Origin of the sequence: Vibrio sp. YQ_11 (assembly GCF_043103065.1) — a bacterium.
Classification (GTDB): domain Bacteria; phylum Pseudomonadota; class Gammaproteobacteria; order Enterobacterales; family Vibrionaceae; genus Vibrio; species Vibrio parahaemolyticus.
Genome location: NZ_JBICJM010000049.1, coordinates 96,658 through 123,349, shown reverse-complemented (window position 1 = coordinate 123,349; position 26,692 = coordinate 96,658). Strand labels below are relative to the sequence as shown.

The 26,692-nt window shown below is 47.2% G+C and carries 30 protein-coding genes; all 30 read left to right on the top strand.

Features of this window, described 5'->3' with window-relative positions; all coding sequences use genetic code 11:
* Nucleotides 1-184: 184 nt before the first annotated feature.
* The 30 genes from ACF8EG_RS20815 (at nt 185) to ACF8EG_RS20670 (ending at nt 26,690) form a co-directional block, all read left to right on the top strand.
* A complete protein-coding gene (locus ACF8EG_RS20815) occupies nt 185-433 on the top strand; it encodes a hypothetical protein (RefSeq protein WP_392419759.1) in 249 nt (82 codons plus the stop codon).
* On the top strand, nt 417-590 hold the full coding sequence (locus tag ACF8EG_RS20810; RefSeq protein ID WP_392419758.1) for a hypothetical protein: 174 nt from the start codon (nt 417-419) through the stop codon (nt 588-590). The genes ACF8EG_RS20815 and ACF8EG_RS20810 overlap by 17 nt, the downstream gene beginning before the upstream one ends.
* 26 nt (nt 591-616) lie before the next feature.
* Nucleotides 617-877 carry a hypothetical protein gene (locus ACF8EG_RS20805; RefSeq protein WP_392419756.1) on the top strand — a complete coding sequence of 87 codons (261 nt, stop codon included), beginning with the start codon at nt 617-619 and terminating at the stop codon, nt 875-877.
* The gene (locus ACF8EG_RS20800; protein WP_392419754.1) at nt 874-1,350 is read left to right on the top strand and encodes a hypothetical protein; all 477 of its coding nucleotides are present in this window, start codon (nt 874-876) and stop codon (nt 1,348-1,350) included. The genes ACF8EG_RS20805 and ACF8EG_RS20800 overlap by 4 nt, the downstream gene beginning before the upstream one ends.
* 57 nt (nt 1,351-1,407) lie before the next feature.
* Nucleotides 1,408-1,599 (top strand): hypothetical protein, encoded by a 192-nt coding sequence (locus ACF8EG_RS20795; RefSeq protein ID WP_392419752.1) that lies wholly within the window; start codon nt 1,408-1,410, stop codon nt 1,597-1,599.
* A 10-nt stretch (nt 1,600-1,609) separates the two neighbouring features.
* The gene (locus tag ACF8EG_RS20790; RefSeq protein ID WP_392419750.1) at nt 1,610-2,593 is read left to right on the top strand and encodes a DUF968 domain-containing protein; all 984 of its coding nucleotides are present in this window, start codon (nt 1,610-1,612) and stop codon (nt 2,591-2,593) included.
* A complete protein-coding gene (locus ACF8EG_RS20785; RefSeq protein ID WP_392419749.1) occupies nt 2,590-3,069 on the top strand; it encodes a VRR-NUC domain-containing protein in 480 nt (159 codons plus the stop codon). The genes ACF8EG_RS20790 and ACF8EG_RS20785 overlap by 4 nt, the downstream gene beginning before the upstream one ends.
* A 272-nt stretch (nt 3,070-3,341) precedes the next feature.
* Nucleotides 3,342-4,178: a TIGR02642 family protein gene (locus ACF8EG_RS20780; protein WP_392419748.1), complete on the top strand. Its 837-nt coding sequence runs from the start codon at nt 3,342-3,344 to the stop codon at nt 4,176-4,178.
* Nucleotides 4,179-4,286: 108 nt separating this feature from the next.
* Nucleotides 4,287-5,087, top strand: coding sequence for a hypothetical protein (locus ACF8EG_RS20775; RefSeq protein ID WP_392419746.1), 801 nt, complete (start codon nt 4,287-4,289; stop codon nt 5,085-5,087).
* An 8-nt stretch (nt 5,088-5,095) separates the two neighbouring features.
* Complete coding sequence (locus ACF8EG_RS20770; RefSeq protein WP_392419745.1) at nt 5,096-5,536, top strand: hypothetical protein; 441 nt, start codon at nt 5,096-5,098, stop codon at nt 5,534-5,536.
* A 62-nt stretch (nt 5,537-5,598) separates the two neighbouring features.
* Nucleotides 5,599-7,302 carry a terminase gene (locus tag ACF8EG_RS20765; RefSeq protein WP_392419743.1) on the top strand — a complete coding sequence of 568 codons (1,704 nt, stop codon included), beginning with the start codon at nt 5,599-5,601 and terminating at the stop codon, nt 7,300-7,302.
* Nucleotides 7,302-9,389, top strand: coding sequence for a portal protein (locus ACF8EG_RS20760; RefSeq protein WP_225452493.1), 2,088 nt, complete (start codon nt 7,302-7,304; stop codon nt 9,387-9,389). Before ACF8EG_RS20765 ends, ACF8EG_RS20760 begins: the two co-directional genes overlap by 1 nt.
* Before the next feature lie 131 nt (nt 9,390-9,520).
* Nucleotides 9,521-9,799 (top strand): hypothetical protein, encoded by a 279-nt coding sequence (locus ACF8EG_RS20755; protein ID WP_225452492.1) that lies wholly within the window; start codon nt 9,521-9,523, stop codon nt 9,797-9,799.
* A gap of 91 nt (nt 9,800-9,890) precedes the next feature.
* Nucleotides 9,891-10,412: a glycoside hydrolase family 108 protein gene (locus ACF8EG_RS20750; RefSeq protein ID WP_392419808.1), complete on the top strand. Its 522-nt coding sequence runs from the start codon at nt 9,891-9,893 to the stop codon at nt 10,410-10,412.
* Between the two features lie 4 nt (nt 10,413-10,416).
* Nucleotides 10,417-10,653 carry a hypothetical protein gene (locus ACF8EG_RS20745; protein ID WP_392419740.1) on the top strand — a complete coding sequence of 79 codons (237 nt, stop codon included), beginning with the start codon at nt 10,417-10,419 and terminating at the stop codon, nt 10,651-10,653.
* Nucleotides 10,646-10,831: a hypothetical protein gene (locus tag ACF8EG_RS20740; protein WP_392419738.1), complete on the top strand. Its 186-nt coding sequence runs from the start codon at nt 10,646-10,648 to the stop codon at nt 10,829-10,831. The genes ACF8EG_RS20745 and ACF8EG_RS20740 overlap by 8 nt, the downstream gene beginning before the upstream one ends.
* 127 nt (nt 10,832-10,958) lie before the next feature.
* Complete coding sequence (locus ACF8EG_RS20735; protein WP_392419737.1) at nt 10,959-11,561, top strand: Gp49 family protein; 603 nt, start codon at nt 10,959-10,961, stop codon at nt 11,559-11,561.
* Nucleotides 11,562-11,690: 129 nt separating this feature from the next.
* Entirely contained in the window at nt 11,691-12,701 is a 1,011-nt protein-coding gene (locus ACF8EG_RS20730) for an ATPase (protein WP_392419735.1), read from the top strand.
* A 61-nt stretch (nt 12,702-12,762) separates the two neighbouring features.
* Nucleotides 12,763-13,968: a DUF4043 family protein gene (locus tag ACF8EG_RS20725; protein WP_392419733.1), complete on the top strand. Its 1,206-nt coding sequence runs from the start codon at nt 12,763-12,765 to the stop codon at nt 13,966-13,968.
* Nucleotides 13,969-13,979: 11 nt separating this feature from the next.
* Nucleotides 13,980-14,357 carry a hypothetical protein gene (locus ACF8EG_RS20720; RefSeq protein WP_392419731.1) on the top strand — a complete coding sequence of 126 codons (378 nt, stop codon included), beginning with the start codon at nt 13,980-13,982 and terminating at the stop codon, nt 14,355-14,357.
* A gap of 54 nt (nt 14,358-14,411) precedes the next feature.
* Nucleotides 14,412-14,861 carry a hypothetical protein gene (locus ACF8EG_RS20715; RefSeq protein ID WP_392419729.1) on the top strand — a complete coding sequence of 150 codons (450 nt, stop codon included), beginning with the start codon at nt 14,412-14,414 and terminating at the stop codon, nt 14,859-14,861.
* On the top strand, nt 14,861-15,472 hold the full coding sequence (locus ACF8EG_RS20710; protein ID WP_392419728.1) for a hypothetical protein: 612 nt from the start codon (nt 14,861-14,863) through the stop codon (nt 15,470-15,472). Before ACF8EG_RS20715 ends, ACF8EG_RS20710 begins: the two co-directional genes overlap by 1 nt.
* Nucleotides 15,472-16,101 (top strand): DUF6682 family protein, encoded by a 630-nt coding sequence (locus ACF8EG_RS20705; protein WP_392419726.1) that lies wholly within the window; start codon nt 15,472-15,474, stop codon nt 16,099-16,101. Before ACF8EG_RS20710 ends, ACF8EG_RS20705 begins: the two co-directional genes overlap by 1 nt.
* Nucleotides 16,101-18,473, top strand: coding sequence for a hypothetical protein (locus tag ACF8EG_RS20700; RefSeq protein WP_392419724.1), 2,373 nt, complete (start codon nt 16,101-16,103; stop codon nt 18,471-18,473). Before ACF8EG_RS20705 ends, ACF8EG_RS20700 begins: the two co-directional genes overlap by 1 nt.
* Nucleotides 18,474-18,475: 2 nt before the next feature.
* Nucleotides 18,476-21,442 carry a hypothetical protein gene (locus ACF8EG_RS20695; protein ID WP_392419722.1) on the top strand — a complete coding sequence of 989 codons (2,967 nt, stop codon included), beginning with the start codon at nt 18,476-18,478 and terminating at the stop codon, nt 21,440-21,442.
* An 8-nt stretch (nt 21,443-21,450) separates the two neighbouring features.
* Nucleotides 21,451-23,061, top strand: coding sequence for a hypothetical protein (locus ACF8EG_RS20690; protein ID WP_392419719.1), 1,611 nt, complete (start codon nt 21,451-21,453; stop codon nt 23,059-23,061).
* Complete coding sequence (locus ACF8EG_RS20685; protein ID WP_392419718.1) at nt 23,062-25,362, top strand: DUF1983 domain-containing protein; 2,301 nt, start codon at nt 23,062-23,064, stop codon at nt 25,360-25,362. It abuts the gene before it with no gap.
* Between the two features lie 62 nt (nt 25,363-25,424).
* Nucleotides 25,425-25,640, top strand: coding sequence for a hypothetical protein (locus ACF8EG_RS20680; protein ID WP_392419717.1), 216 nt, complete (start codon nt 25,425-25,427; stop codon nt 25,638-25,640).
* Between the two features lie 9 nt (nt 25,641-25,649).
* Complete coding sequence (locus ACF8EG_RS20675) at nt 25,650-26,036, top strand: hypothetical protein (protein ID WP_392419716.1); 387 nt, start codon at nt 25,650-25,652, stop codon at nt 26,034-26,036.
* 3 nt (nt 26,037-26,039) lie between these two features.
* Complete coding sequence (locus ACF8EG_RS20670; RefSeq protein ID WP_392419715.1) at nt 26,040-26,690, top strand: hypothetical protein; 651 nt, start codon at nt 26,040-26,042, stop codon at nt 26,688-26,690.
* The last annotated feature ends 2 nt before the right edge of the window (nt 26,691-26,692 follow it).

The window sequence follows — 26,692 nt, the reverse complement described above, 5'->3', positions numbered from 1 at the left end:
AATTTACCCAGTGCCGTGACTCGATGATAGAGACGTTAGAACGCAACGAACTATTAGGAATAACCAAACAGTTCGCCAGGCAGTTTGGCGTTAAAGATATCGCGGTAATTGAAGGGGATGCTTGTCAGTACATTGGCAAGCGTCCAACCAAGATAACCAAGGTCAGTTGGCCACAGGAAGTACGATGATTAAAGATTACGATGTAGTAAGGGTAACGAATATCGACTACGACGGTCGGTTTAGAGTCGAAAGCGCCCGGAATCTCACTGTTTTGCCTGGAGATACTGAATTTAGTTTAGTTGCAGTGGTGTATCCATTGGATCGACGATCGTTTGTTTCTTACGTGAGGGAACAGCATGGCTACAAGGGTGTGATAGATGAGCTTGTTGTTCAGGCAAAGCATTTGGAGGTAGTCAATGAGCAAGACATTTGAGAGTAATGGAGAAGATAAAGCCCTAAAAGCCGCCCTTGAAAACCTACGTGACGCAATCCAACAAGCTGAACAGTTTGGTCTTGTTAGAACAGAGAGCGGTCAAGTTATTACTGGTGCAGTCTCATCTGATGATGGAATTGTTTTAACTGAAAACTAAAAGGAACCTAAGGAGTGAGTTTACTAATGAGTTTATTTCAGTGTGCTGAGTGCGGGTGTTGTGAAAATACCGCTGTATCTAACTGGTTCCTTCGTATGTGTGAGAGTAAGCCTCCCATCTGTTCAGCTTGTGATCCTGATATTGGAGAGTGGCATGGCGAGTTCAAGCGCGTGTTTCTACCTAAGGAGATGTTTAAGACCAACAAGCAAGGGAACTTAGAGCACATAGAAACGGGTGATACGGATTTCTCTAAGTATGAGATTGGACAGGGGAACAATGAACAGTGAAGAAACCAGTGCTATTCGAACCAATCTCTCTAGACAACACCAAGAGCGAGTATGAGAAGAACCTGGAGCGCGGTAAGACCTGGATGGAATGTGGCTTAAAACCATATGAAGGGGAGTTCCCAGAGCTGGACCTAGAATCTATCTGGTATTGTCCGGAGTGTAGAGAGCTAGACAGGCCGTTAAAGCTATCCCCCGATAGATTGAGAATATCCTGCAGCAATCCAGCTTATGTCAACGCTGAGGGACCGTGCGAATATTCTTACTCAAACGCTGCAGGGAGAGAGAAGCATCAAATATTCTGGTCTAAGGGCTTTGAATTGCCATTGAGCCGCACACAGCTCATAGAGGGCTGGATAGAAACAAAACAGAAATATATTAAGTACACCAAAAAAAGAATCGAACAATCCAAGCAGGACATTAAAAACCTGGAACAAGAGATTGTGGACTTAAAAGCTCAGTTACTAGAGCTATAAAAACAACGTCTTCACACCTAGCTAGGTGATCATCAAAATAATCAGAAGGGTATTAAATTGGATATTAGTATATCAGCGACGTCAAAATTAGCGTACACAGCGGCATATTGCTTTGTTAATCGCACACACTTTATTCGTGAAGGTAAGCGTTACCTTGTAACCAAAGCAGATTTAAAGGGCGGCCGCACCGGTCGATTGTTCCTTACGCTCGAGCCAGTAGGCTTTTCTATTCCAGACCACACACGTTAGGAGTAGAGCAGTGCTAATCCTTAATGTTGATATTGTGCCAACGCTTGGCGCAGCTGTTCTCCCATTAAAGGGGTTCGAAGACTCAATTAAAAAACTGCTGGTGGATGGTCAGATAGGTATTGTCTCTCCATCAATGACGGTTGTTCCGAAAGCGCAAACGCTGAAAGGCGCGCTCAGTGAAGATAATTCAGAGCTGGTGGCTTTCTTTAGTCACCCAGACGTTCAAAAAAAGATGGTCCCGACTTCTACCTATGTTGACAGGCTAACTGCCTGTCAGCTGTCTGACGGTGGCTATTGTGATCGCAACTTAAAGACCAGACGAACGGGTGAGGGCGCGATTCGCCTCTGTTGGCATCACGATAACCTGGCTGATGATAGCAATCAGGCGTTTAATATCGCCAGAAACAATTCTGTCCGGTTTGGTCTGCGTGATGTGGCTAGATTGTTGTATGGGGACGCAAACCGACCCGTTACTATTGTTGATATCTGCTGGTGGGCTGTAAGAAACGATGTGTTTACCCTGCTGCCTGAGAAAGTGTTGGAGTCTCAGTTTGAACGAGAGCTCAATGCAGCGCGAAGAACGGCTGTATTTAACAGTAAAGTTTCAAACGAGCGCTACCAGGAGCCAATCAAAGAAACGCTCAAGCGTTATGCCGGGCCAGTAATTAAACTCGCGGTGGACGATGAGCCGCCAGCGTCCTTTATGCGCAAGCCAAAAATGCTTACCTGGCATAGCGAGAAGTATCTTAAATTCGTTCGTACCCTTCCTTGTCGTCAATGTGGTTGTGAGGCAGGGATAGCACATCACCTCATCCAACACGGTGAGGGAAAGATGGGCGGCAAGGCGCACGACATATTTACCTTCGCTCTTTGTAATCAACATCACCAGGAGCTACACCGGGGCGTTGACGCATGGGAAAAAGTTCACGGCACCCAACTTTGGCACATTAAAGAAACGATTAAGTTAGCGTTTGGCATGGAGGCTTTGTCATGAGTTTATCGATATCAAGACAATTGGACCTACATAACTTGGCTAGAGGTAAAAGTACATTACCATCCACAACGTATAGCCCGGACAGTCGCCGTAAAAAGCCAGTTCATCGAGAAAAGTACGAGCAAATCGCCCTGATTGAGTGGGCTGATGAGACGATTATTAATGGTGTTTTGGTTGGTGATTACCTTTGTCATATGCCTAATGAGGGCAAAAGGGGGCCTCAATCGGCGGGGGATTTTGTAAAAATGGGGGGGCGGAGGGGTTATCCTGACCTGTTGCTTGAGATTGCTGCCGGTGGTTACCATGGCCTAAGAATTGAACTTAAAGCCCCAATTCCTCACGATGCCGCAGTAACCAAGGACCAGGTTAAATGGCTTGAGAGACTTAGGACTCAGGGATATAGGGCAGAAGTGTGTCGCGGATTAGAGGAGGCTAAAGAGCTTATCAGCGAGTATCTAAGTGCTTTGTCCATGTAGGATATCTCTGACAAAATAAGCGAGTTAATTATAGGAAAACACTATAAAAAGCTTATTTTTTGATCGCTTTTTGTTCAAAGAGAATTAATAACGAGTAATAAGTGTCATAAAAGTGTGATTTTTAGGCCATAATTGGTATTCACATCACAGCAATGTGATCTATGTATCAATATCATCCCCTTCGAAGTGTTTTCGCTGAACATTTTAATACCCAAATGGAGGCCAGCCGGTGCAACGGTTGGCCTTTTTTTTTGCCAGTAAGGAAGCGTGTAATGGGGAATAAGGTCGAAATGTTAACGTTATTAAATGCTGCTCGAACCATGAAATGGGAACAAAAACCATCATCTGGCGGCCCATCAAGAGAACAAATCCTAGGCGCTGTAGGAAGTGCTCAACGGGCAAATCCTCTTGGTATTGCTCTTATCTACGCTAAACATCTGCATGACGCGCACGCTTTATCTCTCCTTACTCATCACATGACCGAATCCGTAGAGTTCGCGGCTCCGATAGCTCGCTCTGGCGTTAGTCTGGAATTCATAGAAGTTGAGTACCTAGCTCATTTGGTGCTCGCTGATATTACTTCACGCCTGGTTGAGAGCCAACGTCGTCGTGTTGAGTCTGCGTGGAAGCGATACTCGATGCGCGGTGAGCGTTCTAAGAAAACCATTCAATCACTCTCCAAGTCGTTACGTTCGCTCGAGCGAGCCAGGGAAACCAAAACTGCTCAGGCAGGGATTGCAGAGATTACTAAGCAAATTAATAGCCTGGAAAGCCGAATCGAAGCTGAGCGCCAAAGCATTGCTGAATATGCCAGGAATAAAGCTGAGGAGACGTTGAACTGTCCTAAGTGCAAAGCAACGGGAACCATTCAAAAGACTCAAACACCTTGTGATATTTGTGGTGGTGTTGGCTCTTTCAGACTTAAAGACGATGAGCTCAAGCGTTCATTTCTTTCTGAGTTTCGCTCGCAGCGTGATAGCTGGCCGAAGATATCAGGCATTGCAGCCAGCTGGCGCGATTTGTTATTCGAGTACGAGAAAGAAGCTCAATCACTGCTAGATAAGAGATTAAGCGCCGAATATGACCACGCTGAAGATAGAGTCAGTTAGCATGAATCTTGATTGACTTCGGGAACTGGGGTACTCTTTTCCAATAATGCACAAGTCTAAATTATAAAGGTCGCCAACTGGCGGCCTTTTTTCGTTATAGGGGTTTTTATGGCTCGCCGCGATTGGTCAAAGCTACAAGCAGAATACGAACAAGCCTTCAATGAAAGCGGAATTACGATTAAACAGTGGTGTGACAAAAAGCGCATTAATTACAATACTGCGCGCCGCTATCTTAAAGTGATCACTAAAAGTGATCAGTCAGAAGAAACTAGCCCAAATCTGCGCACTCCCACACAAGACACACCCAAAAAGCAACCCGCGAAACCGCAAAATGGTGATCAGAAAGGGGAACAGGGAAAGAGTGAAAAGCCAGAGAACGCAAGGGGCGAGAGCGATTCTGCGCAAAGTGATCAGTTAAACTGCGCACAAACTAGTGATCAAAGTGATCACTCTGGCCGCTCTACGCCAAATCCACAACGAAATCACCTCGGACACTTCATGCCAAACAACACTGTTTCGCAAAAGCACGGCGCTTATGCGAGACGCCTTGGTGACCTGGACGCAATCTTTGATGCGAGTAAAACCGTCATCGATGACGAGATTGAAATGTGCCGCGCTCGAACCATGATCGCCATGACTAAATATGGTGAGATTGAATCCGAGTTACAGGACGAGGGGCTTGGTGTAGTCGAGCGAGTTAAGTTGTATGAGCTTTGGAAAGAAACGGATATCGCCATTGATAGAAACGTGGCCAGGATTGAGTCACTACTTAAAACAAAGGCTAACGTTCGCAAGTCAGAGCTCGAATCTGAACGCTTAGCGTCAGAGCAAGCCGGTTTGGGTACCGCTATTGCTGATATTGTTGCCGAGGTTCAGGCCATGGACTCGAACGGCTTTGTTGTTCACTAAGGAATAAAATGATGGATGAGATTTATCAGAAGGTTCGCACCTGGGCCGAAGTGCGTGATTTCTTCACCGAGAGTTCGCCAAAGGCTCAGTTTGTTAAGTTGATTGAAGAATGGGGAGAGATTCCCCAAGACCCTAAAGACGGCGTAGGCGATTCGTTGGTTGTTCTGATTATCATCGCTGGTTACTTCGGCTATGAGCTTGAGAAGTATGTGCCAATCGTGACCGATAAGAGTGATATTGAATTACTCGGCAACCTGGCTAACGCGATCAATAAAGACCTTGACCCGCTTGAAGCTATTAGAAAAGTTTACGCTCGCCTACATACGATACCTGTACAGCACGGATTTGGTATGTACGCTTGTCTGGCACACGCCTTTTCTGTCATCGAGAACCGCCAGGGAAAAATGATTGCCGGTACCTGGGTGAAAGAATCCGATATCCCAGCATGATGATTGTTATTGTTTCAAGTTTAAAGGTCGCCTGGTGCGGCCTTTTTTGTGCGCGTTAGATAATGGCAATAGATATAAACGTTAACAACGATATTGCTTCACTCTCCCCAGAGGACCGCGCATATCTGCTAAGTAAGCTTAGTGACAAGTGGTGGCGAATAAACAATCTCTACAAGATTGAGAACGAAGACGGCGAACTCGTTACGTTCAAGTTAAGGCCAGCTCAGGCTTTGTTGTTCAAGATGATGGGACACAAGAACATCATCTTAAAAGCTCGTCAGCTTGGCTTCTCTACTGCAATTGATATTTACCTGCTTGATGAAGCGCTTTGGAATACGAATCTCAAGTGCGGCATCATTGCTCAAGACAAACAAGCGGCGGGTGAAATCTTCCGAACCAAGATTGAGATCCCTTACGACAATCTTCCTGTTTGGCTCAAGCCAGCACTACCAACCGTTGAACGCAAGGGCGGCGCTAACGGTGGTCGCATGGTATTTAAGAATGGTTCATCCATTCAAGTTGCTACCTCATTCCGTTCAGGAACGGTCCAGCGGCTCCACGTATCGGAGCACGGGAAAATTTGTGCCAAGTATCCGCAAAAGGCCAAGGAAGTTAAGACCGGTACGCTCAATGCAATACATAAGAACGCAATATGTTTTATTGAATCGACTGCAGAAGGTGTTGGTGGTGACTTCTATACCATGTGCCTACGTTCTATGGAGCAACACAAAAGCGGCGTAGAGCTATCGTCCGAGGACTATAAGTTTCACTTCTTTGCATGGTGGCAAGATCCCAAGTATCGAATGCCATTACCAAGAAACGGCTTGGTAATGCCAGTGGCCATGCAGGAATACTTTGCAGGCGTAGAAAAGGCGATGAACTGCAAGCTCGATGATGAGCAAAAGCAGTGGTATCTCGAGAAAGAATCAGTTCAGGGCGAGGAAATGAAGCAAGAGTTTCCGTCTACTCCGATGGAAGCGTTTCTTACTTCTGGCCGTAAAGTCTTTAACCCTACGCATGTCATGTCTGCAGAGTCAGACATTCTTTCGCCGTTCCTGGTCTACGACATGGAGCCAGTGACAGGCAACCTTACTCGTGTTCATTCGATAGATTCAGACGACCCATTGAGACTGCAGCGTAACGCAATGAACTTGCTCCTGCAGTGGGAAATGTTTGATGAGGATGAGGAATACGCAATTGGCGTCGATATTGCCGAAGGTTTGGAGCATGGCGACCGAAGCAGTATTGATATCGTCAAGAAATCAGACGGCGAACAAGTAGCGCATTGGTTTGGGCATGTTGACGTGGATATGTTGGCTCATATTGCGGCGCATCTAGGCAGAATGTACGGCGAGGCTTACATCATGCCAGAGCGAAACAACCATGGTCACGCATTCATCCAAAAGCTAAGAGAAATCTACCCAACTCAGCGCATCTATTCAGAGCAATACCTCGACCGTGACAACGACAACGAGACGGTCAAACTCGGCTGGCTTACCACCAAGCACAGCAAACCCATTCTAACCGAGGGCATGAAAACGCTATTTAAAGGCGGCGTGTCCGGGATTCGATGGATTGGGACTATCAGCGAATTCCACTCATACGTTTACGACAAGAAAGGCAGCATGAACGCTCAAGAAGGTTGTTTCGATGACCAAGTGATGAGTTATCTACTTGCGCAGGAAGCACGAGCAAGGATGCCTATTCGCGTTAAATCCGAAGACCTCAAACGAGATCCATCATCCAACCACTGGCAGACGAAATAATGATGTTACATGCACAACCAAACGAGTTTATGACTCGAATTATGTCGGATATCGACGGACAACCGGACTGGCGAACCGCCGCAAAAGTTGCAATGGCGTACTATGACGGCGACCAGTTGGACCCAGGCGTTAAAGCTAAGCTAAAGGAGCGCGGTCAACCTGCAACAGTTCACAACCTCATAGCACCGACTATCGACGGTGTATTAGGTATGGAAGCTAAGACCCGTACTGACCTGTTAGTTTCGGCAGATGATCCTGATGAACAAATGGAATTGTTAGCCGAAGCGGTTAACAGCGAGTTCGCTGACGCTGCCAGGCTAGGGCGATTGGATAAAGCTCGAAGTGATGCTTATGCGTCACAGATTAAAGCAGGCGTTGGTTTCGTTGAGTGTTATCGCAATCCCAATCCGTTTGGACCCAAGTACAAGATAAAAGTAGTTCCTCGTGACGAAGTGTATTGGGACTGGTTCAGTGTTGAGCCTGATTGGTCCGATTGTCGCTGGGTGATGCGTTATCGCTGGATTGATATCGATGAGCTTAAAACTCTCGTACCAGAAAAGGCTAAGATACTGGACTTTGCTCGCAATGACTGGCGTGGTTTTGTTGACGTAGACAACATTGAAGGTATCGACCCGATGCTAGTGAATGCTCATGATGCTTTCAGTAATTGGTCACGGGACCATTCCGAGTACCTATCACATAATCGAGAACGCATACGACTGCAGATCGTTTATGTTCGACACATCGAGCGAAAGCCAGTGCTTGATACGCTGGACGGTCGAGTGATTGAGTTTGAAAAAGATAATCTGGCACACGCTATGGCGCTAGCAATGGGACGCGCCGAAGTTCGCCTGGCTCAAGTGAGCACCATCAAAGAGGAATGGTATGCAGGGATGTACCACCTTGGGACTAAAGATTGTGAAGCACCTAACGGGATGTTTCCGATTGTGCCTTTTTGGGGGTTCAGAAAAGATAGCAGCGGTGAGCCATATGGCCTGATTGCTCGCTCGATTCCCGCACAGGATGAGGTGAACTTTAGACGAATCAAATTGACCTGGTTACTTCAAGCCAAGCGCGTTCTTATGGATGAAGACGCCACAAATATGAGCCAGCAACAGGTACTTGAGGAAGTAGAACGCCCTGACGGTTTGATTAAGCTGAACCCTGGTCGTAAAAATCAAAAATCGATTAGTGAAGTGTTCCAGGTGCAGCAAGACTTCAACATTGCAGCCCAGCAATTCAACGTCATGCAAGACTCGATGAAGTTGATTCAAGACACGATGGGTGTTTATGGCGCGTTCCTTGGTCAAGACTCCAATGCGAGCTCCGGTGTTGCCATTGCTAACCTGGTGGAACAAGGCGCAACCACACTCGCAGAAATCAACGACAACTATAACTTTGGCTCGCAAATGCTTGGTGAGTTATTGCTTTGCTACATATTGATTGACTTGAAACTTCAAAAGGACCGGCCAATCGTTATCAATCGCGAGGACAAGCGCAAGCGCAAGACCGTGGTTATCAATGAAGTTGGTCAAGACGGCTTAGTGACGAATGATATTAACCGACTGAGAGCGCACATTGCATTGGCTCCTATCCAACAAACTGCAGCGTACAAGTCACAGCTAGCTGAGCGCATGATGATGATCACCGCTCAATTACCGCCAGAAGTGCAGATTTCAGTTATTGACCTGGTACTCGAGCTATCAGACGTACCAAACAAAGAAGAATTCATGGAGCGTGTTCGTGGTGCGTTGAATGTGCCTAAAGATGTTGAGGACATGTCAGAGGAAGAACAAGCAGCCATGCAAGCAGAGCAGCAACAGCAACAGCAGTTGCAGCAGCAACAACTTGAGCTATCAATGCGAGAAATGGCCGCGAAAGTATCCAAACTTGAAAGCGAAGCGAAGAACATTGCCGCCAAAGCCGAGCGAGAGGTGGCACTCACAGAGAGCCAGCGCTTTGATGACGCTAAGACCGTTGCGGAAACTAAGCGTATCACTCAAGAGATTGAGCAACTAAGTCAGGAAATGACCGTTGTTCAAAACCAAATGTTGCAATCCATTGAGGGAATGATTGACCAGATGTGATTTTAACCCGTTGCGCATGGAAAAAAACTGGGGTAGTATTTTCCCATAGTCAAAGCTGCCTCTCGAGGTGGCTTTTTTTCTTTGTGGCCCTATCGGTTTTAACTGGTGGGGCTTTTTTATTGGGGCGGCACATGGCAATTAGCGATGAAGCAATGAAGACAGTAACCTTTTTGGGGACTGCCGTATCCGTACTTCTTTCCGTTGGTGGCCTGGCTTACTCCGCTGGTCATCTTACTAATCGTGTAGCCAATCTTGAAAAACAAGACCTAGTACATGACACGCAAATCGCCAAAGCAGACAAAGAGAGCGATGTTATTCGAGAGCAGCTGAATAACATAAGCACTCAACAAAGCGTAATAGCCAATGATCTCAGTTGGCTAAGACGCTATCTCGAGTCTAAAGACAAGTAATCCTACCAATCCTTAACAAACGTCCCTATCGGGGCGTTTTTTTATGCCTGGAATTTATGACCAACACCATCACCAAAAGGGTAATCAAAGCATGTTTGATTTAGCGTTTGAGCGTGTAGTTCTGCACGAAGGTGGCTTTCAGAATGACCCGCACGATCGCGGTAACTGGACAACAGGCCGAATTGGTCACGGAGAGCTAAAGGGAACCAATCATGGCATATCTGCCATGACGTATCCGCATTTAGACATTGAAAATCTAACTATTGAGCAGATTCGAGCAATCTACTTCGAAGATTGGTGGCAAGCGCTAGGTATGGAGCGATTCAGACCTGCCATGCAATACCAGCTGTTTGATGCTGCGGTTCAGCATGGCTGGCACCGTGCAGCTAAAACATTGCAACAAGCGGTTGGTGCAAAAGAGGATGGAATCGTTGGTCCTAATACTTTAGCCCTGGTGCGCCAAACGGAATTAAATGATCTTCTAATGCAGTTCATTAGCGCCCGTATCGATTATTACACAGCGCTCGACACTTTCATGATGTACGGCAAAGGTTGGATGCGCCGAATCGCAGCAGTTCTCCGTATTGCCGCTTTAGATAACGACCAGGAGTAAAACCATGATGACCGAAGTTATTTCAGCACTAATCGATTACCTACTTACATTGGGCCTTGAACCATACGCCATGATTTTCTTGTCGCTGAGTGTATTTCTCTCTCATATCGTGCAGTACCTACCACTTACTGTTACTGAAAAGCTCCCTAATTGGGTGATGGTCCTAATCAATATATTAGCGGCTAAGCATGGCGCTGTTTTATCCGCGCGCACAGACATTAAGGGAAACCGGATTGAATGAGCTACTTAAAACCATTGCCCTCATTATCCGTGGTTGGATTAAAGAGCGGAACAAGCAAAAAGCCGCTAAGAATGCCAATGATGTTGCTGGCAACCTGGCTAATGGTGGCAGGGTGCGCAAGTCAGAGCTCACAGCCTCCGAGTTGGCCACCAAATCTAAACATCACTCTGATGAGTGATGGTGGTGTCTGCTTTGACAAGGAATCAGCCAGTCGGCTCAGTGACTTTAAGACTCAGTTAGAAGCATGGTGAGAGAATCCTAATCTCTCACTGTAGCAAGGTAGCAAAGTAAGAAGGTATTCAAGTATGACGGTATCAAAGAAATACCCAACCGTGGAAAAGTCACTGATTGACTCCCTGGTTGAGTCTCTAGTTTTTGAATTCGAGCGAGTAGGCGAGACAAACACAACGGTTTGTTATGCCTTTTTGCCGAACGGCTTTCGTGTTGGCCACGGTGATAGTGCGTGTGTAGACCTGCGTAATTACGATTTTGATGAAGGTTGCTATTGGGCGAAAGAGAATGCAATTGCTGATGCAAAGCAAACACTATGGCAAGTGGAAGGTTACTTGCTGAAAGTCACTGGCTACACAAGTGACACAATTCTCAACGTAATGACCAAGGAAAGAGACATTGCGCCAGCGGCTAGCGATGTTGGCCCTTCCTGGCGTGAGTATAAAGGACGTCAAATTAATCGCACCGCTTACGAGATTAAGGACAGCGATAAGATAGTGAGCAAGTCTGCAACTTACACTGGCGGTCCTTCTAAGAGCTCAATTGAGATCGACGGTGAGGCGTTTGATTTCGTTCACTACGAGCCGGCTAAGCCTGGTGATTTCATTTGCTACCTGGATGCAACCGATATTTATCACGTTCGCCGTAGCGTGATGCAGCAGCGCAACTTTTTATAACTATAACTGACGAGCCATATCTCCAGTTTTGCCCCGCCTAGTGTGGGGCTTTTTTGTATCTGGGCCTGAGCGCTTTCTCGAGAGTGTTCAGGCGCAGAGACAGCGATACGTCTAACCCAAGGAGACAAAATGACAATTGAACACAACGACGATATTGAATTAACCGGCAATGAAAGCTTGGAAGATCTTGAGGCTCTACTCGATGGAATGGAAGTAGAGGGCGTTGAGACTGGTTCGGTTGACGAACCAAACCATGACAACCCTCAAGGGAATACATCTGACGTTTCAGAAGGCGAAACAGACGCAGCCTCGCCAGCTGCGGAAACTGACGATATCCAAGCAGGTGTTTTGGCTAAAGATGGAAAAAACATCATTCCTTTCGATGTTTTGGAAAAAGAACGCCAGGAAGCCGCCCGACTCCGCGAGGAAAACGATGCGCTTAGAGCAAGAGCAGACCAGGCCGGCAAGCTTGAGAAGCTGATTGAAAAGCGCAACGAGCAGTTAGCGGAATTTGGCGTTGAACCCGAAGATTTACCGGAAGACTTGGTACTCGACGATGCGAAGCTGGAAGAGTTGAGAGAAGACTATCCAGAGATGTACGCCTATATCGCAGGACTCAATAACAAAATTGAGGCCGCGTTAGGCCAGCAATCGGCAGTTCAATCTCAAGCTGAACAGAAAGCAGCGCCAACCGAACCGACTACGCCTACCAATAACGCTCCCGACCCTGAGCTTGAAAGAGCGCTTCAAGGCAACGCAGACATTAGCGGATGGTTAAAGGAAGGTGGCGACCGCTGGAAGATGGCCCAGCATGTCGATGAAGTTTTGTCTTCTGACCCTGAGTGGTCAAACCGCAATTATGCCGAACGATTTGAGGAGGTGAGTAAGCGAGTCCGATTAGCTTATGGCGAGCAGCCGCGACCAAGCGCTAAAGATGCGCTCGATGCAGCAGCAAGAAAAGCCGACCAAGCGAAAGGCAGTTTACCCGCTTCACCGAGTGAACTCGGCAACACAAATCGCGTAGGCGATTCGGATTTAATGAATCGAATAGAAAACGCAACGGATGAAGAAATGTACTCATTACTGGACGGACTAAGCGAAGCCCAGATAGAGCAGGTTCTTTATAACGCTGGATTCTAAACGATTTCGTTCAAACAAAGCCCTGGCAGAAATGCCGGGGCTTTTTTATTGGAGTTAGAGTATGACTACTATTACTAAGGGCGTAAAAATCCAGGAAGCCGCCCTGCTAAAAGCCACACTACGTGGTAAATCTTTCTGTAACCTATTCACGGAAGACGCGCCACAAAACGTGCAAAGCGCTAAAAAAGGCGTAGAGCAAACTTCACCACATGCCCCGATCGTTCGTGTTAGCGACCTATCAAAGACCGCTGGTGATGAAGTCGATATGCAAGTGGTTCATGGCCTGTCTAAGCGTCCGACAATGGGTGATCGCCGTATTGCTGGCCGCGGTGAAGGTCTAGAGTTCGCAGACTTCGCACTGAAAATCAACCAAGGTCGTCACCAGGTTGATTCAGGCGGTAAGATGAGCCAACAACGTACTAATCACCAACTACGCAAGCTGGCACGTACTCTGATGCCAGATTACGTCAACCAACTGCAAGACCAGGTAGCAACCGTTCACCTGGCTGGTGCGCGTGGTGACTACTATTCAGACGATATCATTGTTCCGCTAGCGAGCGATGATGAGTTTGCCGAGATCATGGTCAATGATGTAACCCCGCCAACGTATGATCGTCACTTCTTTGGTGGTGATGCGACTACCTTTGAAGGTCTAGACGCAGCGGATATCTTCTCCATCGAAACGCTAGACAACCTAAACCTTTACATTGAAGAAATGGCGCACCCACTGCAACCAGTTCGCTTTGCTAAAGATGAACTGGCTGGCGATGAGCCGTTTTACGTGCTGAACGTTACACCACGCCAATGGGCTGATTTCTACAGCTCGGCAAGTGGTAAAGACTGGCAAGCGCTAACTGCACAAGCAATGACTCGCTCACGCAACTTTAACCATCCGGTTTTCCGTGGTGATTGTGCAATGCGCGGTAACATCTTGGTCCGTAAGTACAAAGGTATGCCGATTCGCTTCAATACAGGCTCAACTGTAGATGTGAGTGCGAATAACAATGACGCGACCGTCGCTCAAGTGACCGCTGGCACAACCATCGATCGCGCAATGCTGCTTGGTGGTCAGGCGCTTGCTTACGCTTGGGGTAAAACTCAAGGCGGTCAAGAGTTCCGTTACCACGAAGAAAAAACCGATGCCGGCAACCGTGACGAGGTAACAGTTTACTGGATGAACGGCTCTAAGAAGATCCGCTTTAAAGACAAAGCTGGCCGTATCAACGACCACGGCGTTATGGCCCTAGATACCGCAGTGTCTCAATAAGGAGCTAATCAATGAAGTATCAAAGCGAAACTTTCCATAACCGTGTGTACGTCGGCGCACACGGCAACCTCTCTTTAGAGTTTGCAAAGCTAACCGCTAAAGCGGCGCCAGCTGGTGATGTATTCCAGGTTCTTGAATTGCCAATCGGTTTAAAAATCACTGGCGTTCGCCTGTTTACTGATGGTCTTGGTGCCGGTGTTACGGCAGACGTTAAGGCTGGCGAAGTCAGCTTGATTTCAGCTGAAGATGTAGCGGCAGCAACCGCTCTAGTCACACCAATTAAGCCGGTGTTCGTCGATGAGAAATCACCACTAACAGTAACCATCGGCGGCGCAGCTGCGACCGGCGAGCTGGATGTGATGATTGAGTACGTGAACGTAGGCTACTAAGCCAAACGACAAACCAGAAAGGGGCCGCTCGGCCTCTTTTTTTTGGAGTAAAGCATGAGCGATAAAATTTCCATTGTTTACATTGGCCCTAAGCCACGAAAAAAAGACACCATCACCGGTTCGCGCCTGGTGTTTCCTCAAAACAAGCCAGTAGCGGTTGCGTCAGACATTGCCTATCAGCTACTTGACTTCCCTACGGTATGGATTCAGGAAACTGAACTTGAGGACCACCTAAAGATTGAGGCCGAACGTGAAGCCGAGAAAGAACGTCAGCAAGCAGCTGCAAAGCAAGCGGCACAGGCAGCAGCGGAACAAGCGTCAATGGTGGTCACACTTAAAGGCGAAGAACTTGATCTTGCAAAACTGAATTCAGCCAAGCTAAAAACGCTGATCGCAGCGAACGAGCTTGATGTTGCAGCCAAAGGCGCGCAAGAGTCAGTTGATGACTTCCGCCTACGTGTTCGCAATCACATTCGTAATCTCGAAACTAACGAGGGCGAATAATGAATACCGTCCTCGTCGAAACCTTTATTCCTAAACTGCGTCAGCTGGTCAATGTGTCGTTACCTCCACTGCTTAACGATGCGTTGGTCCAGGCAGCGCAAGAGTTTTGCCGAGAGTCAAAGCTAGTGCGTTACACGCGAAAACTTGCCAGCGTTAATCAAAACGATGTAATCGCCGTGGTGGGCAGCTCAGAGTTAAACGGTATCGGTGAGGGCGCTTTTCGAGCGTGTGAGGTGTTCAGCGTCATCCAGGCTGCATCAACCTCTGATGCTCTACCTATGGCACTTGGCTCTGAGTACAACAAACTTAGCCGTGACACGCTGATGTTTAACATTGATGCGCTCGATGTGGATGTGGCTTGCGCGCTTGAGCCGGCACCAGGCAGCACACATTTGCCCGAAATCCTTTTTGATGAATACGCGCAGGGCATTTGCTACGGCGCGGCTCACCTTCTTCTCATTCAACCGGACTCGGATTGGTTTAATCCGCAACTGGCTCAGGAATATCGCCAGTGGTTCCAGGAGTCCATTCGTAAGGCTTATCGATTTTCAGTCGAATCAGGCAATACATCCAACTTTGTTAATCCAATACGCAACAGGGAGTTCTTCTGATGTCTACCACCGTTAAAACGTTAATTGACCGCATTTCTCGTGATTTGATTGACCTCCGCAATGTGCGCTGGTCCCGAACTGAATTGGTCGACTTCCTGAATGATGCGATTGCGAGCATCGTTATTCGTCGTCCTGATTTAAGTCGCGCAACCGCAACCGTGACGACTAGCTCTAATGTCGTGGCATTACCGATTGATGCCTACCAAATATTAGCCGTCAACCACGTTGGCAATGTGGCTGCACAATTTGTTGATATCAACAAGCTAAACCAACTGTACCCGGACTGGCGCACAACACAAGGCGCGCCAGTATGCTGGACGAGAAATGAGATGGACGAAACCACACTGTTTCTATATCCATCACCGACCGCTGATGTGGATGTAGAGTTGGTGTATTCGCGTAACTTACGTGTCAACGAGGAAGAAAACCCATTCCCGTTGCCAGATATTTACGAAGGTACGGTTGCTGATTTTGTCATGTACCGCGCTTATAACAAGGACTCACAGAACCCGAACGAAGGGAATAAAGCGCAATTGCACCTCCAAGCATTTGCCACGGCATTGGGTGATAAAACCGCGTCAGACAATGCGAAAGCACAAATGATCAAACAGAGTGAGGTCGCACGATAATGACTCAGGAGTTAGTTGAACAGGTCATTTCGCTGACAGACAAGACCTCACAATTACTCGCGATCTACACTCAAGAAGCTCTGACACTGAAAACCAATGTCGCTAAAACTGCTGAAAATGCACTATCTTCACAAGCTGCATGGGATGCGATAGAGGTTTTAGAAAGTAATGCGAAGCAGTATGAATCACTAGCATTACAACACAGGAACTCTGCCGAAGCGTTAACTCAATTAGCGACCTGGGAGCAATTTAAAACGGACTGCGAATCAGCATTAGAGCTTGCGACAGTCGAAGCGTCGAACAGTGGTTCGTTTAGTGAAGCTTCCGAAGCTTCCGCCGTAGCAAGTGAAGAATCTCGCGTAGCATCAAGAAAAATCCAACTCGCGCTATCAAATCTGCTAACACAAGTGTCGGCACTAACCGATCAAGCCGCTGCTTCGGCAGCAAAGGCACTTCAAGTTGCAACGTCAGCAGTTGTGTTCCGTGGCGTGTGGGATGCCTCCTCGGGCGAGTTCCCAACGCCGCTTGGTGAGGATGTGACGGATTATTTTAAAATTTCTGAGCCTGGCACCATGACAGATGGCACCAACACGCTAGTTGTAGAGGCTGGCGATAGTATTTACTGGAACAGCACGGATATCGTCTGGTTTCGAGAAAAAGGCGTTGATGCAGTTACATCCGTCGATGGTCAAACCGGTAAAGTGCTCATCGACAAATACTCAAGAGAAGAAGTCGATAATCGGCTTGCGCTATTAATTTCGAAAATTAACACTAAGCAGCGTGACCTTAATTTGTTGAGTGAACTCAGTGTTGGATCTCAAGTGTTTGGTCGCAGCGTCTATGTGTTCAATGGTGAAAATACCTATGTGTCGATACCTGACATTGATATGATCGAAGGTGAAAGCATAACCTTTGTTTATCTGGCTACGTCTAGCGAAGGTACTCAAGCATTTTTAGTTAATGCGCTCGATGAATCGTTAATTTATATCGAAGATGGGTACCTTTTCACGAAATATTGTAGCGGCTCTATCAATGGCGTAACGATCCAATCTGGCGTGACCGTTGCGCCAAGTACCGGCGGCGCGTACCAAATCGAAATAACGCTCGATAGCGCGCAAACTTTTAATACCATTGGTTCTACGTCTCTTAGTCTCGCCATGTACGATGTGGAGTTTCTTGCGGCCAGTGGTCAACACTTGTATAAGCTTGACGATGGTTGGGATGCGAACCCGGTTATCAAGGACAGCTACGAGACCACGATTAGCTCACTAACGCTGAATGGTAGCTCGAATCGGATTGATATACCGGCGCTTATCCTGTCTGGCGAGTTCAGTGTCGAAGCGACGATTAACACCGATGTTGTCGGATATAACAACATAGTTTCTAACTTGGGCACCACGAACTGGATGGAGGTGTCGGGTGATGGTTATTTCAAAGCTCGAGTCGCTGGTAACGATACACGACTAACGTTTGGTGGCTCGCCGCTTTTAGCAGATGGTGTCGATCATACAGTTATTTTAACTCGACACGCTGATAACACATTCACCTTAACAGTAGACGGCACGGAATACGCCGATGATGATGGATTGGTCGAAGGTGGCGATTTCATCATCGAAACATTAGGGGCATTTGGTGGCGCTGGAGATTATTTCTCCGGTACGCTGCGTGATGTAAAAAGCAAAGGTAGCGAGTCTCGACATTACCCGATTAACGATGGGTGGTCAGCCAATCCAGTTATCCAGGATTTGATCAGTGGCCAAGACGGTACCCTTATCAACGGTACGGTGGATAGCTGGACCACGACGACAGTATATCGTCATGGTACGACGGTCAATTTTTCTGAAAACGGTTGGGTGGAGACGAGCGATTCTAACTGCAGCTCAATCAAGTTGTTTGGTGGTAGCTCAGAATTTGCGTCTATTCGTAAATACGTCAATACGGAAAATGCCGGAATGCTTGAAATTGATAACGGTGGTAAAACCATCAATCTCATTGGCGAGTTTCGACTAAATGGAGAAATCTTTACCGGCACTAACAGCAAAATTGTTAACTTGGGTGATGTAACGGCAAGCATAGCTATTGATAGCTCACTCGCTGGTGTTCATTGTGCCAGATTAACTGAGGATACCGCCGCAATTGCACTAACTGGTGATCTTGGTTCGTCCAACATTATTAGCCTGATGTTGGTCCTTGAACAAGATGATGTGGGGGGTCGCTCCGTAACATTCCCAAGTAACGTAAAGTTTCCGAACGGGCTCACGCCGCGCCTTTCATTCGAACCAGGTCAAATCGACATTATTAACCTGGTGAGTTTTGATGAAGGCGTGACATACCTTGGCGCTATGGCTGCTGGTCAGTTCGCGGAGGTGTAACCATGTTCTTTAATACAATGGCGAGTGGCTCCGTTCAGCGTGAAATTATGAACATGGTCTGGGGTTTTGAACACTTTTTGGATGCGCATACCGGGAAAATCCCAACCGATGCAACCGAAGAAGAAATGAGTATGTTTGTAATTGATGAGGCTGGCCTTGTCTGTAACGAACTGCATTATCTCGATAAGGGTGGTAATGGTACGCCGAGCGGCACTTGCACCTCAGAAGCCCAATCTTTTCATATCTTAGGATATATATGGCTGTATAAAGCAACCGGCAATCAGTATTTTCTGGATAGAGCGAAATATTTTTGGCAAGCATACTTTGACTATCTATATCTTGGTGCGCCACTGCCCAAAGATGAAAATCAAATTCTTCATGCTCATTGGATGCTGAACATCAAGCGAGAGTTTCCAAGTGCTTACCCGAATAATTTCGATGATGGTAGCGCGGCTGGCTTCTTGGGTGAAGAAATCGAATTCACAGACGGTGTAGCTTACATTCCCCACGGCGCGCCGTACTACGGAGAACAATTGCAACTCGCGTATCAAGCCTTCAATCCTGATGATCTCTTGGTTTATTCGTCAGTGAAAGCGAGTGTTGCAACGCAAATGTGGGAAGATGCGAAAGCGTATCAAGTCGCTAGTTTTATCAATCATCAAGGATGGAAGCTCGATTCTAGTGGTGATCGCATTGATGAGATTGAATACCCTGACGAAGAAAAAGGCCGAGTTGAACTTGGTGGTGTGTTTGTGAATACCGTTGGTGAAGGAACGCAACTACCAGACGAGACGATAACCGGAACAATGAAGCTGTGTTTTTCGTGCAACAATGGTGTGCTAATCAGACAAAAAGATCCGTTTGACCCTAGACCTGTCTGGGCTCCGCTGGTGGAAGGAACGCAAGGAAATGCGGCTGATGGTGAGGAATGGTTTATGGATTCCTGTTTGCTGCTTTGGCAAATTACCGGCGAAGACAAATATCACATTATGTATAAAACGTGCTTAAACACGTTAAAAGGCTACTGCTCGATTGATTCAAACCTGAGAATTTTCCGTAAAGACCCTCTCGCTCGCTCGCCGCACACGGATGGTATTTCTTATACGTTCTCGTATCCAACCGAGCCTGGCGCGGCAACGCTTACACGTATCCAGCATCCAATGACTCATCCATATTTTGGCTGCATTAAAGTGGATTGTAGTACAGCAGCGGAAGATGAGACCGGCAAGCACTCAACCTGGTTAGAAAACTCGGGAACTTGGTACAAAGTTGCGCCAACATCAAAATTATCCTGGGAACTGGCGGCAGAAGTGCCAGAAAACGTATCGATGCGTTACACGATTGAAGTCGCAGAAGTCAAAGACGACTCTGGTGTAACTAAGGTGTTCCGCTGTCCTCAATTTGAACAAATTTCGTTAGACACAACGTTAACCACTTTTAATGTCGAACTTAATGGAGCGTGTACGGTTACGGAAACCTCGCCGCACTTTGCTAACTGTTTTTATGACGAAACTATGGCCGAAGTGACTTGGAGAAAGGTTGTCGTAGACGGTAATACGATGTGGTATCGAGCGCTAGAATGGAAGCCTGATATCACTAAGAATGGTGAATGCTGGCTCAATACTGAGAATCTTGCGTCTCACATTGCTAATGGCGTTCAAAGCTTAGAGATCATCAAGTATGACAACGTGGCAGCAAACAAGTCTGGGTGGCATAACACGCTGATTGAGTTTGAAGCTGCGACAGGTGAGCGTTATCGCGTTAACCCTGGTTGGACTTCCATTCCTAATGATCAACCTAACACCATTATTTCTAAAGACCTAAGCAATATAAATGCGGTACCAGCCATTAATGGAGTTAAGTATTGGGAAGCATTTGACGCAGCAACGTCCACTTGGGTACGTCTGGCCGCTTCGCTAGGAAATCCGGTAGAGAGTTTAGAAATAGTGAGCATGAAACTCACGGATATCACGCATCCTTCGCTGGTCATTCCTACACATTCGCCAACAGGCTTTTCGCTGGTCGGTGTTAACAACTTTCATGAGGAAGCGTGGGATAGTTCGAAATACATTTATGTGCTTCGCAACACCATCGAATTTTATAAGCCTGATCTCACAACCGACCGTCCGATTGTGTATGTCGGTAATGCTACGCTCATCGATATTCTTGAAGATCAATTGGCTTACACGCCTGGTTTGGTGCCTTTTTCTAATAACTGGCAACCAGAAGCGAATGCGTATTCAAGCTGGCGAGGCATTCCATACCTTGGCTATCAATATCCAGTCATATTTCGAGAAGATCCATTGCATTGGAACAATATGTTGAATTGTCTCTATGACTCGCAACAAGATTATCCTAACGGAGCACCTGGACGGCCACTAGGTCCTCATAGAAGCGCTTATATCTGGAATCGTCCAGATAACATTACTTATGGCACGGCTGATACGTTTACCGATTATTTTTGGGGCAGTTCAGAGCCATGGGATGGTTATCAGCCTCGCATTACGTGGGCGATTGGTCGGGCTTATTACGACCAGGTAGTGGTGCGTAACGAAGAAGCCGACTCAAGACTGGTCGAAATGATGAGTAATTGGATCAGTTTTTTGTATGACTTTCTTATTGCCAACGACAATCAATTTCCAACCGGATTTAAAAGTGATGGAGTGCCATTTGATGATGGTTGGAATGGCCACATGATCGCGAACTACATCACCGGCGTAGCGTTGGCGTTAATCGCTGGTCACGAAGATTTGGATGAAAAAGGCGAGTATATCCTTGATACCGCAATCGCGTCTTTTAACAGTGAGTATTTTGTTTCACCAGGCGATGGAACGCATCACATGAATGGGTGTTGGTCGTCCTGGCCTGAAGGTGGCCAGTTCTTCGGTTTTTGGGCTGGAAATATTTATCAAGCCTTTGGTACGTATCTGATGTACCAGGCAACCAAGCAAGGTAGAAAGACGTACTAGAGGTTTATATGTTAATCAACGTTTCAACAATGAAAGGCAAAACGCCAAGACTCGAACCTCATTTATTATCGGATGACTCCGCGACGATAGCGATAGATTGCCAATTCGAGCGTGGGATTGTTGCTCCAGTTCTTGATGATAGCTTGGAATCAGTCACGCTACCCATTACGCCAGTCTCGATGTTTCTCTATGAAGATTCGTATTGGTTCACGTTTGCTAATCGCGTTAGCGTTATTCCTAACCCAATGGCTCAAGATCCATGGCAGCGAATCTATTGGACCGGTGAAGGTATTAAGCCGCGAGTGACTGCAAACGATATAGCGACCAGTGACGAAGCTATGCCGGCAGCATGGTATGATCTCGGTGTGCCGTCGCCAGTTGTACCGCCTATGGTTGTAACTATTGATGATACCACCGGAGAGGAACCGCCAGAAGGCGAGCTGCCTGAGTACGATGACGAGGACCGAGTTTATATTCAAACTTATGTCACTCGGTTTGGTGAGGAAGGCGCGCCAGGTGATGCAAGCGTATCAGTATTAGTCACTAAGCCCGGCTCAACGTTAACGATTTCTCTATCTCAGCCTGGTGCCAATACTCACAACATTACACATACGAGGCTTTACCGAAGCGTGACAAGTGACGGTGTTGGTGACTTCTTGCTGGTTGCAGAGTTGCCGATCTCTCAAGCGGAATACATCGACTCTGCGCGAGATGTGACCGGAGCCAGCCTGGAAACTTGGGATTATTCCGTGCCGCCGTCAAACATGCAGGGTTTGTGTAACATGGCGAACGGCATATGCGCTGGCTTTGCGGGAAATGAGGTGATGTTTAGCGAGTCGTACCTGCCTTATGCTTGGCCAGAAGATTACCGCAGTACCACGGATAGTGAGATCGTCGCCATTGCACCGATTGAAACGTCACTTGTTGTGGTCACAAAAGGTAAGCCTTATCTGTTTTCAGGCGTGACGCCCTCAACAATTACCGGTGGCCAGATTAACCTGGAGCAATCCTGTGTGAGCGCTGAATCGCTTGTTGTTGTTAACGGTATGGCGATGTATGCCAGTCCTGATGGGTTGGTATCGGTTGGTAGCGGCAGCGCAACGGTGTTGACCGCTCCGCTGATGACTAAGGAGCAATGGCAAGCCTACAATCCAAGCACGATTAAAGCCTGGGCAAATGAGGGTAAGTACATTGCTCAGTACGATAACGGAGCGTTTATTTATGATCCGGTTAGTCAGTCTTTCATTACGCTAAGTGGTTCGTGGGATGCTGCATACAACGATTTGCATTCCGATGCGCTATACCTGGCTAAAGGGACTGAGCTTTATCGATGGAAAGGTAGTTCAACAGAAAAAACCATGACCTGGCAGAGCAAAACGTTTCTAACTCCGCTCGATGTTTTGCTTACATGCTCTCGTATTCAATCTCCCAACCCTGAAAAGCTCGCTATTGAGTTTTATGCCGATGGTGAATTGGTGTATTCACTGGCAGCGGGGGAGTTAACTAGCGAAGCGTTTCGGCTTCCTCCGGTTCGCGCCAGTAAGTGGATTGTGAAAGTCACCGGTGACACTAAAGTCGAGCGTATCTTGTTGGCTACATCGATGCAGGAGCTTGGTTAAATGGCGAAGAACAAAACTCCTTTCCGTGCGGGTCGAACGTTAGATGCGCTGTATGAAAACGTAGAGATCCTAACCGGGCAGCGTGGTGGAGACTACAAAGCGGTTACTTCGAAAGAGGTTTCAGCGTTAAAAGGAACAGTGAGCACAATCATTCGTGGTGGTATCACTGGTGGCAGTGGCAGTGGGAGTGAGGAGATCATTGAGCGGCCCCACGCGCCCGTTAACGTACAAGGGTTTGGTGGTTTTAGTTCGGTTCTTTTATCCTGGGATAATCCAACATTTCAAGGGTACGCCCATGCCGAAGTATGGCGCAGCGCCTCGAGAAACCTGTCACAAGCGGCGCTCATTGGCACTACACCGGCTACGGTGTTTTCTGATGTAGTCGATTTGGGTACAGGTTACTATTACTGGGTAAGATTTGTTAACAAAAATGATGTAGCTGGCGCGTATCACGATGTAGCTGGTATCTATGTTGAAACCAGTCCCGACATTGGTGGGATCATTGATGATTTAGCTAATCAGTTAGTCAGTTCTGATTTATTCCAAGCGCTACAGTCTGATATTGACACGAATCGCACCGACCTTGACCAAGCCGAAGCTGAACTCAATTCTTCCATTGATGCGGCTAAAGACGCACTAACCGCTGCGATTGCTCGCGTTGAGACTGAGCGAAAAACCGCTGATGCTACAATGAGTGCCTCCATCACAGAGCTTGAACAAGTGGTGAGTGACGGAGAGGGTTCGCTTGTCCAGCAAGTCGCGCAAATCCGAAGCGATTTTGAGAGTGCGGATGAACAAATATCCGCTGACATCACCGAGGCAAAAAAGGTATTGACCGATGCCGATAGCGCGATTGCTGAACGTGTCAATGCAGTTGAAGCGGATTTTAAAACCGGTGATTCACAATTAGTCAGTTTACTAAAAGAGCTAGAGCGTGTAACCGCTTCGGTCAGTGAAGTGATTGCAATGGCGGTTCGTCAATTAAACGTAGCGTACCAAACCGTTTCAACGGGTGAAAAGTTAGTTGTTGATGCGAAAATCACTGAGACGCAAAAAGTTATAGCCAACGCCGAACAAGCCCTAGCGCAGCAAATAACCGAGCTTGAGGCGTCATTTCAGACCGCTGACGCAACCATCAATGCAACAATTACCGAGCTCGCTCAAACTGTTTCCACCGAAGACCAGGCTCTATCTGAACGGATTGATACAACAAGCGCCACGATTAACGGTGTTAGTGCCACGGTATCAAGTCACAACCAGGCAATCGCCAACATCGACAGTAACGGCTCTGCTGCTTATCGTGCCATGTGGACACAAAAAGCGAGCGCTGGCCAGGTTACGGCAGGTATCGGCTTGTTGGCCGGTTCTGGTGGCGTGAGTCAAGTGGTAGTTTCAGCTAGTCAGTTCTTTGTTTTCAATCCGAACTCTCCCACCACAAAGACGCCTCTTTTCGCAATCGACTCAGGGAAAGTAGTCATCCCAGAAGCGCTGATTGAAAAGGCGACTATTCAAATACTCAACGCCCAGACAATCACCGCCGATTATGTTCGGTCTGGTATTTCCATCACATCGCCGGCGATTAATGGTGGCACTCTTACCGGTGCGGTATTAAAAGTGGGGGCTGGTGGTCCTTATGCTGGCTATCATTTCTATGTTAATTCCAGTGGTACTGCGTATCTCAATAACGCAACGGTCAAAGGTACCGTTGTGGCGACAGGCGGTAGTTTTAGTAATGTCGTAATCAACGAAAACTGCACAATAAGAGGGACGTTAGATGGTGCTGACGGCACTTTTTCCGGTACCGTTTATGCGGAAAACATCGTCGGGGATATCGCGTCAATGAGAGAATATGCGTACAACTATCGTAATTCGACGGCTGATGTTAATGCGAATACTTGGTTGAACGTTGTTACTGTCAATATCGATAGTGCAAGACCATATGCTCGTAAATTGATAATCGAACCTGTCAGTAGCGGATCGATATTCGTGAACATGTATGTAGCATATTCAGGTTGGTATAACTGTACGTATAGATTAGTGGGCCCAACTGGTACGGTTCACGCGACATACACGTCAAAGCATCAAATCGGTGGCGGTACACCGTTATACAACATCAACCCATCGGTTGGTCGAGTATTTGCTGAGATAGCCGCAAACGCACCAGCGGGAGCATATCGCTTGCAATTCTCTTGCGATAGAGACGCAGAGTATATCTTTGTTGATTACAATGATGCATGGGAAGAACGACGAAACCACATCTTGCTAGTTAACCTGTTCAAAGACAGTGGTGAACTTAGCTAATCAAAGACTCCTTCGGGAGTCTTTTTTTGTATCTAAATACTCGTATTACACGAGGGATACAAATGGCAAAGATTACACACAATATCACTGAGATTCGCGGTGATACGATTTTCAGTCCGACTTGGTTCATTCTGCTTTTACCTGCATACTCAAACCTGACAGGTAATGTGTCGGTGACGTTGGAGCACGCTGGAACCTTGGATAAATATTGTCGTGTTACGGTAGATGCATCCAAAACAACTTTTGCGTCTCATCGTACAGGTGGATTGTGGAGTTAATTAAAACGCATGTTTAGAGTGAACTATGAAGATTATCGAGATAGGATATTTCCTATCATCGAGCAATCCGCCAGTCAAAGCGGATGCGACTACGCAAGTGATTTAAATGACGCCCTGCTTTCTGGCAGGGCGTTTTTGTTTGCAGATGTTGACGCCTTTATCATCCTAGAGCCGTATGGGGGCGATAAAGTACACATAGCGTTTGCTTACTCGTTTTCTTCTGGCCGTGCTTCCCATTATCAGCCAGAGGTCGAGCGCCTTAGCCGGTTGATTGGCGCAAAGGTCGTTACGTTTGAAACCGTGCTATCTGGTGCGTTCGCGTACCTGGTCAAAAAGATCGGATACAAAGAAACCGGCAGACAAGGCCGTATCGTTACATATGCAAAGGAGCTTTAGTTTATGGGTGGAAGTAGTAACAAGGTAGAAGAAACCGCCGCCGAAAAAGCAGCCTCAAAGGTTGCCGTGGAACAATGGAACCTCTATGACAGTGAGTTGAAGCAGTACGAAGATGTATTCATGCAGCGTGTTGATAACTTTAATTCTGAATCCAACATGGCCGATGCTAAGGCTTCGGTTGACCTCAATTACAACAAGAACTTTGGTGAAGCCCGGAGTCAAAGCGCCACAAATATGGCGGCGCAAGGCATAGACCCATCGAGCGGTAAATTCAAAGGTGCGCTGAGTGATATTACGCTGGACCAGTCGTTAACTCAGGGAGACGCCATTAACCGAGCTCAGGTAAATGAGCAGGATAATTATGTCGTTGGCCAGCAAGATGTTGTTGCGATTGGTATGGGTCAAAAAGCCGAGGGGTTAGCGGGGATGGATTCTACGGCGAGCTTGTCAGCGAGTAAGTCTGCGAATGATGCCGTCAGTTCGTTTAACCGTCGTAGCGCGAATGCTCAGTTCGTTGGTTCGCTGGCTGGGATGGGAGTGGCGTCGATGAGTACACCAAACACCAATACGTTATCAACTTACGAGCAAATGCAAGCTGGTTCGTCCAATGGATACGCGCCTATGGGTGGTGCTAGCAGTTACGGGATGGAGTAATT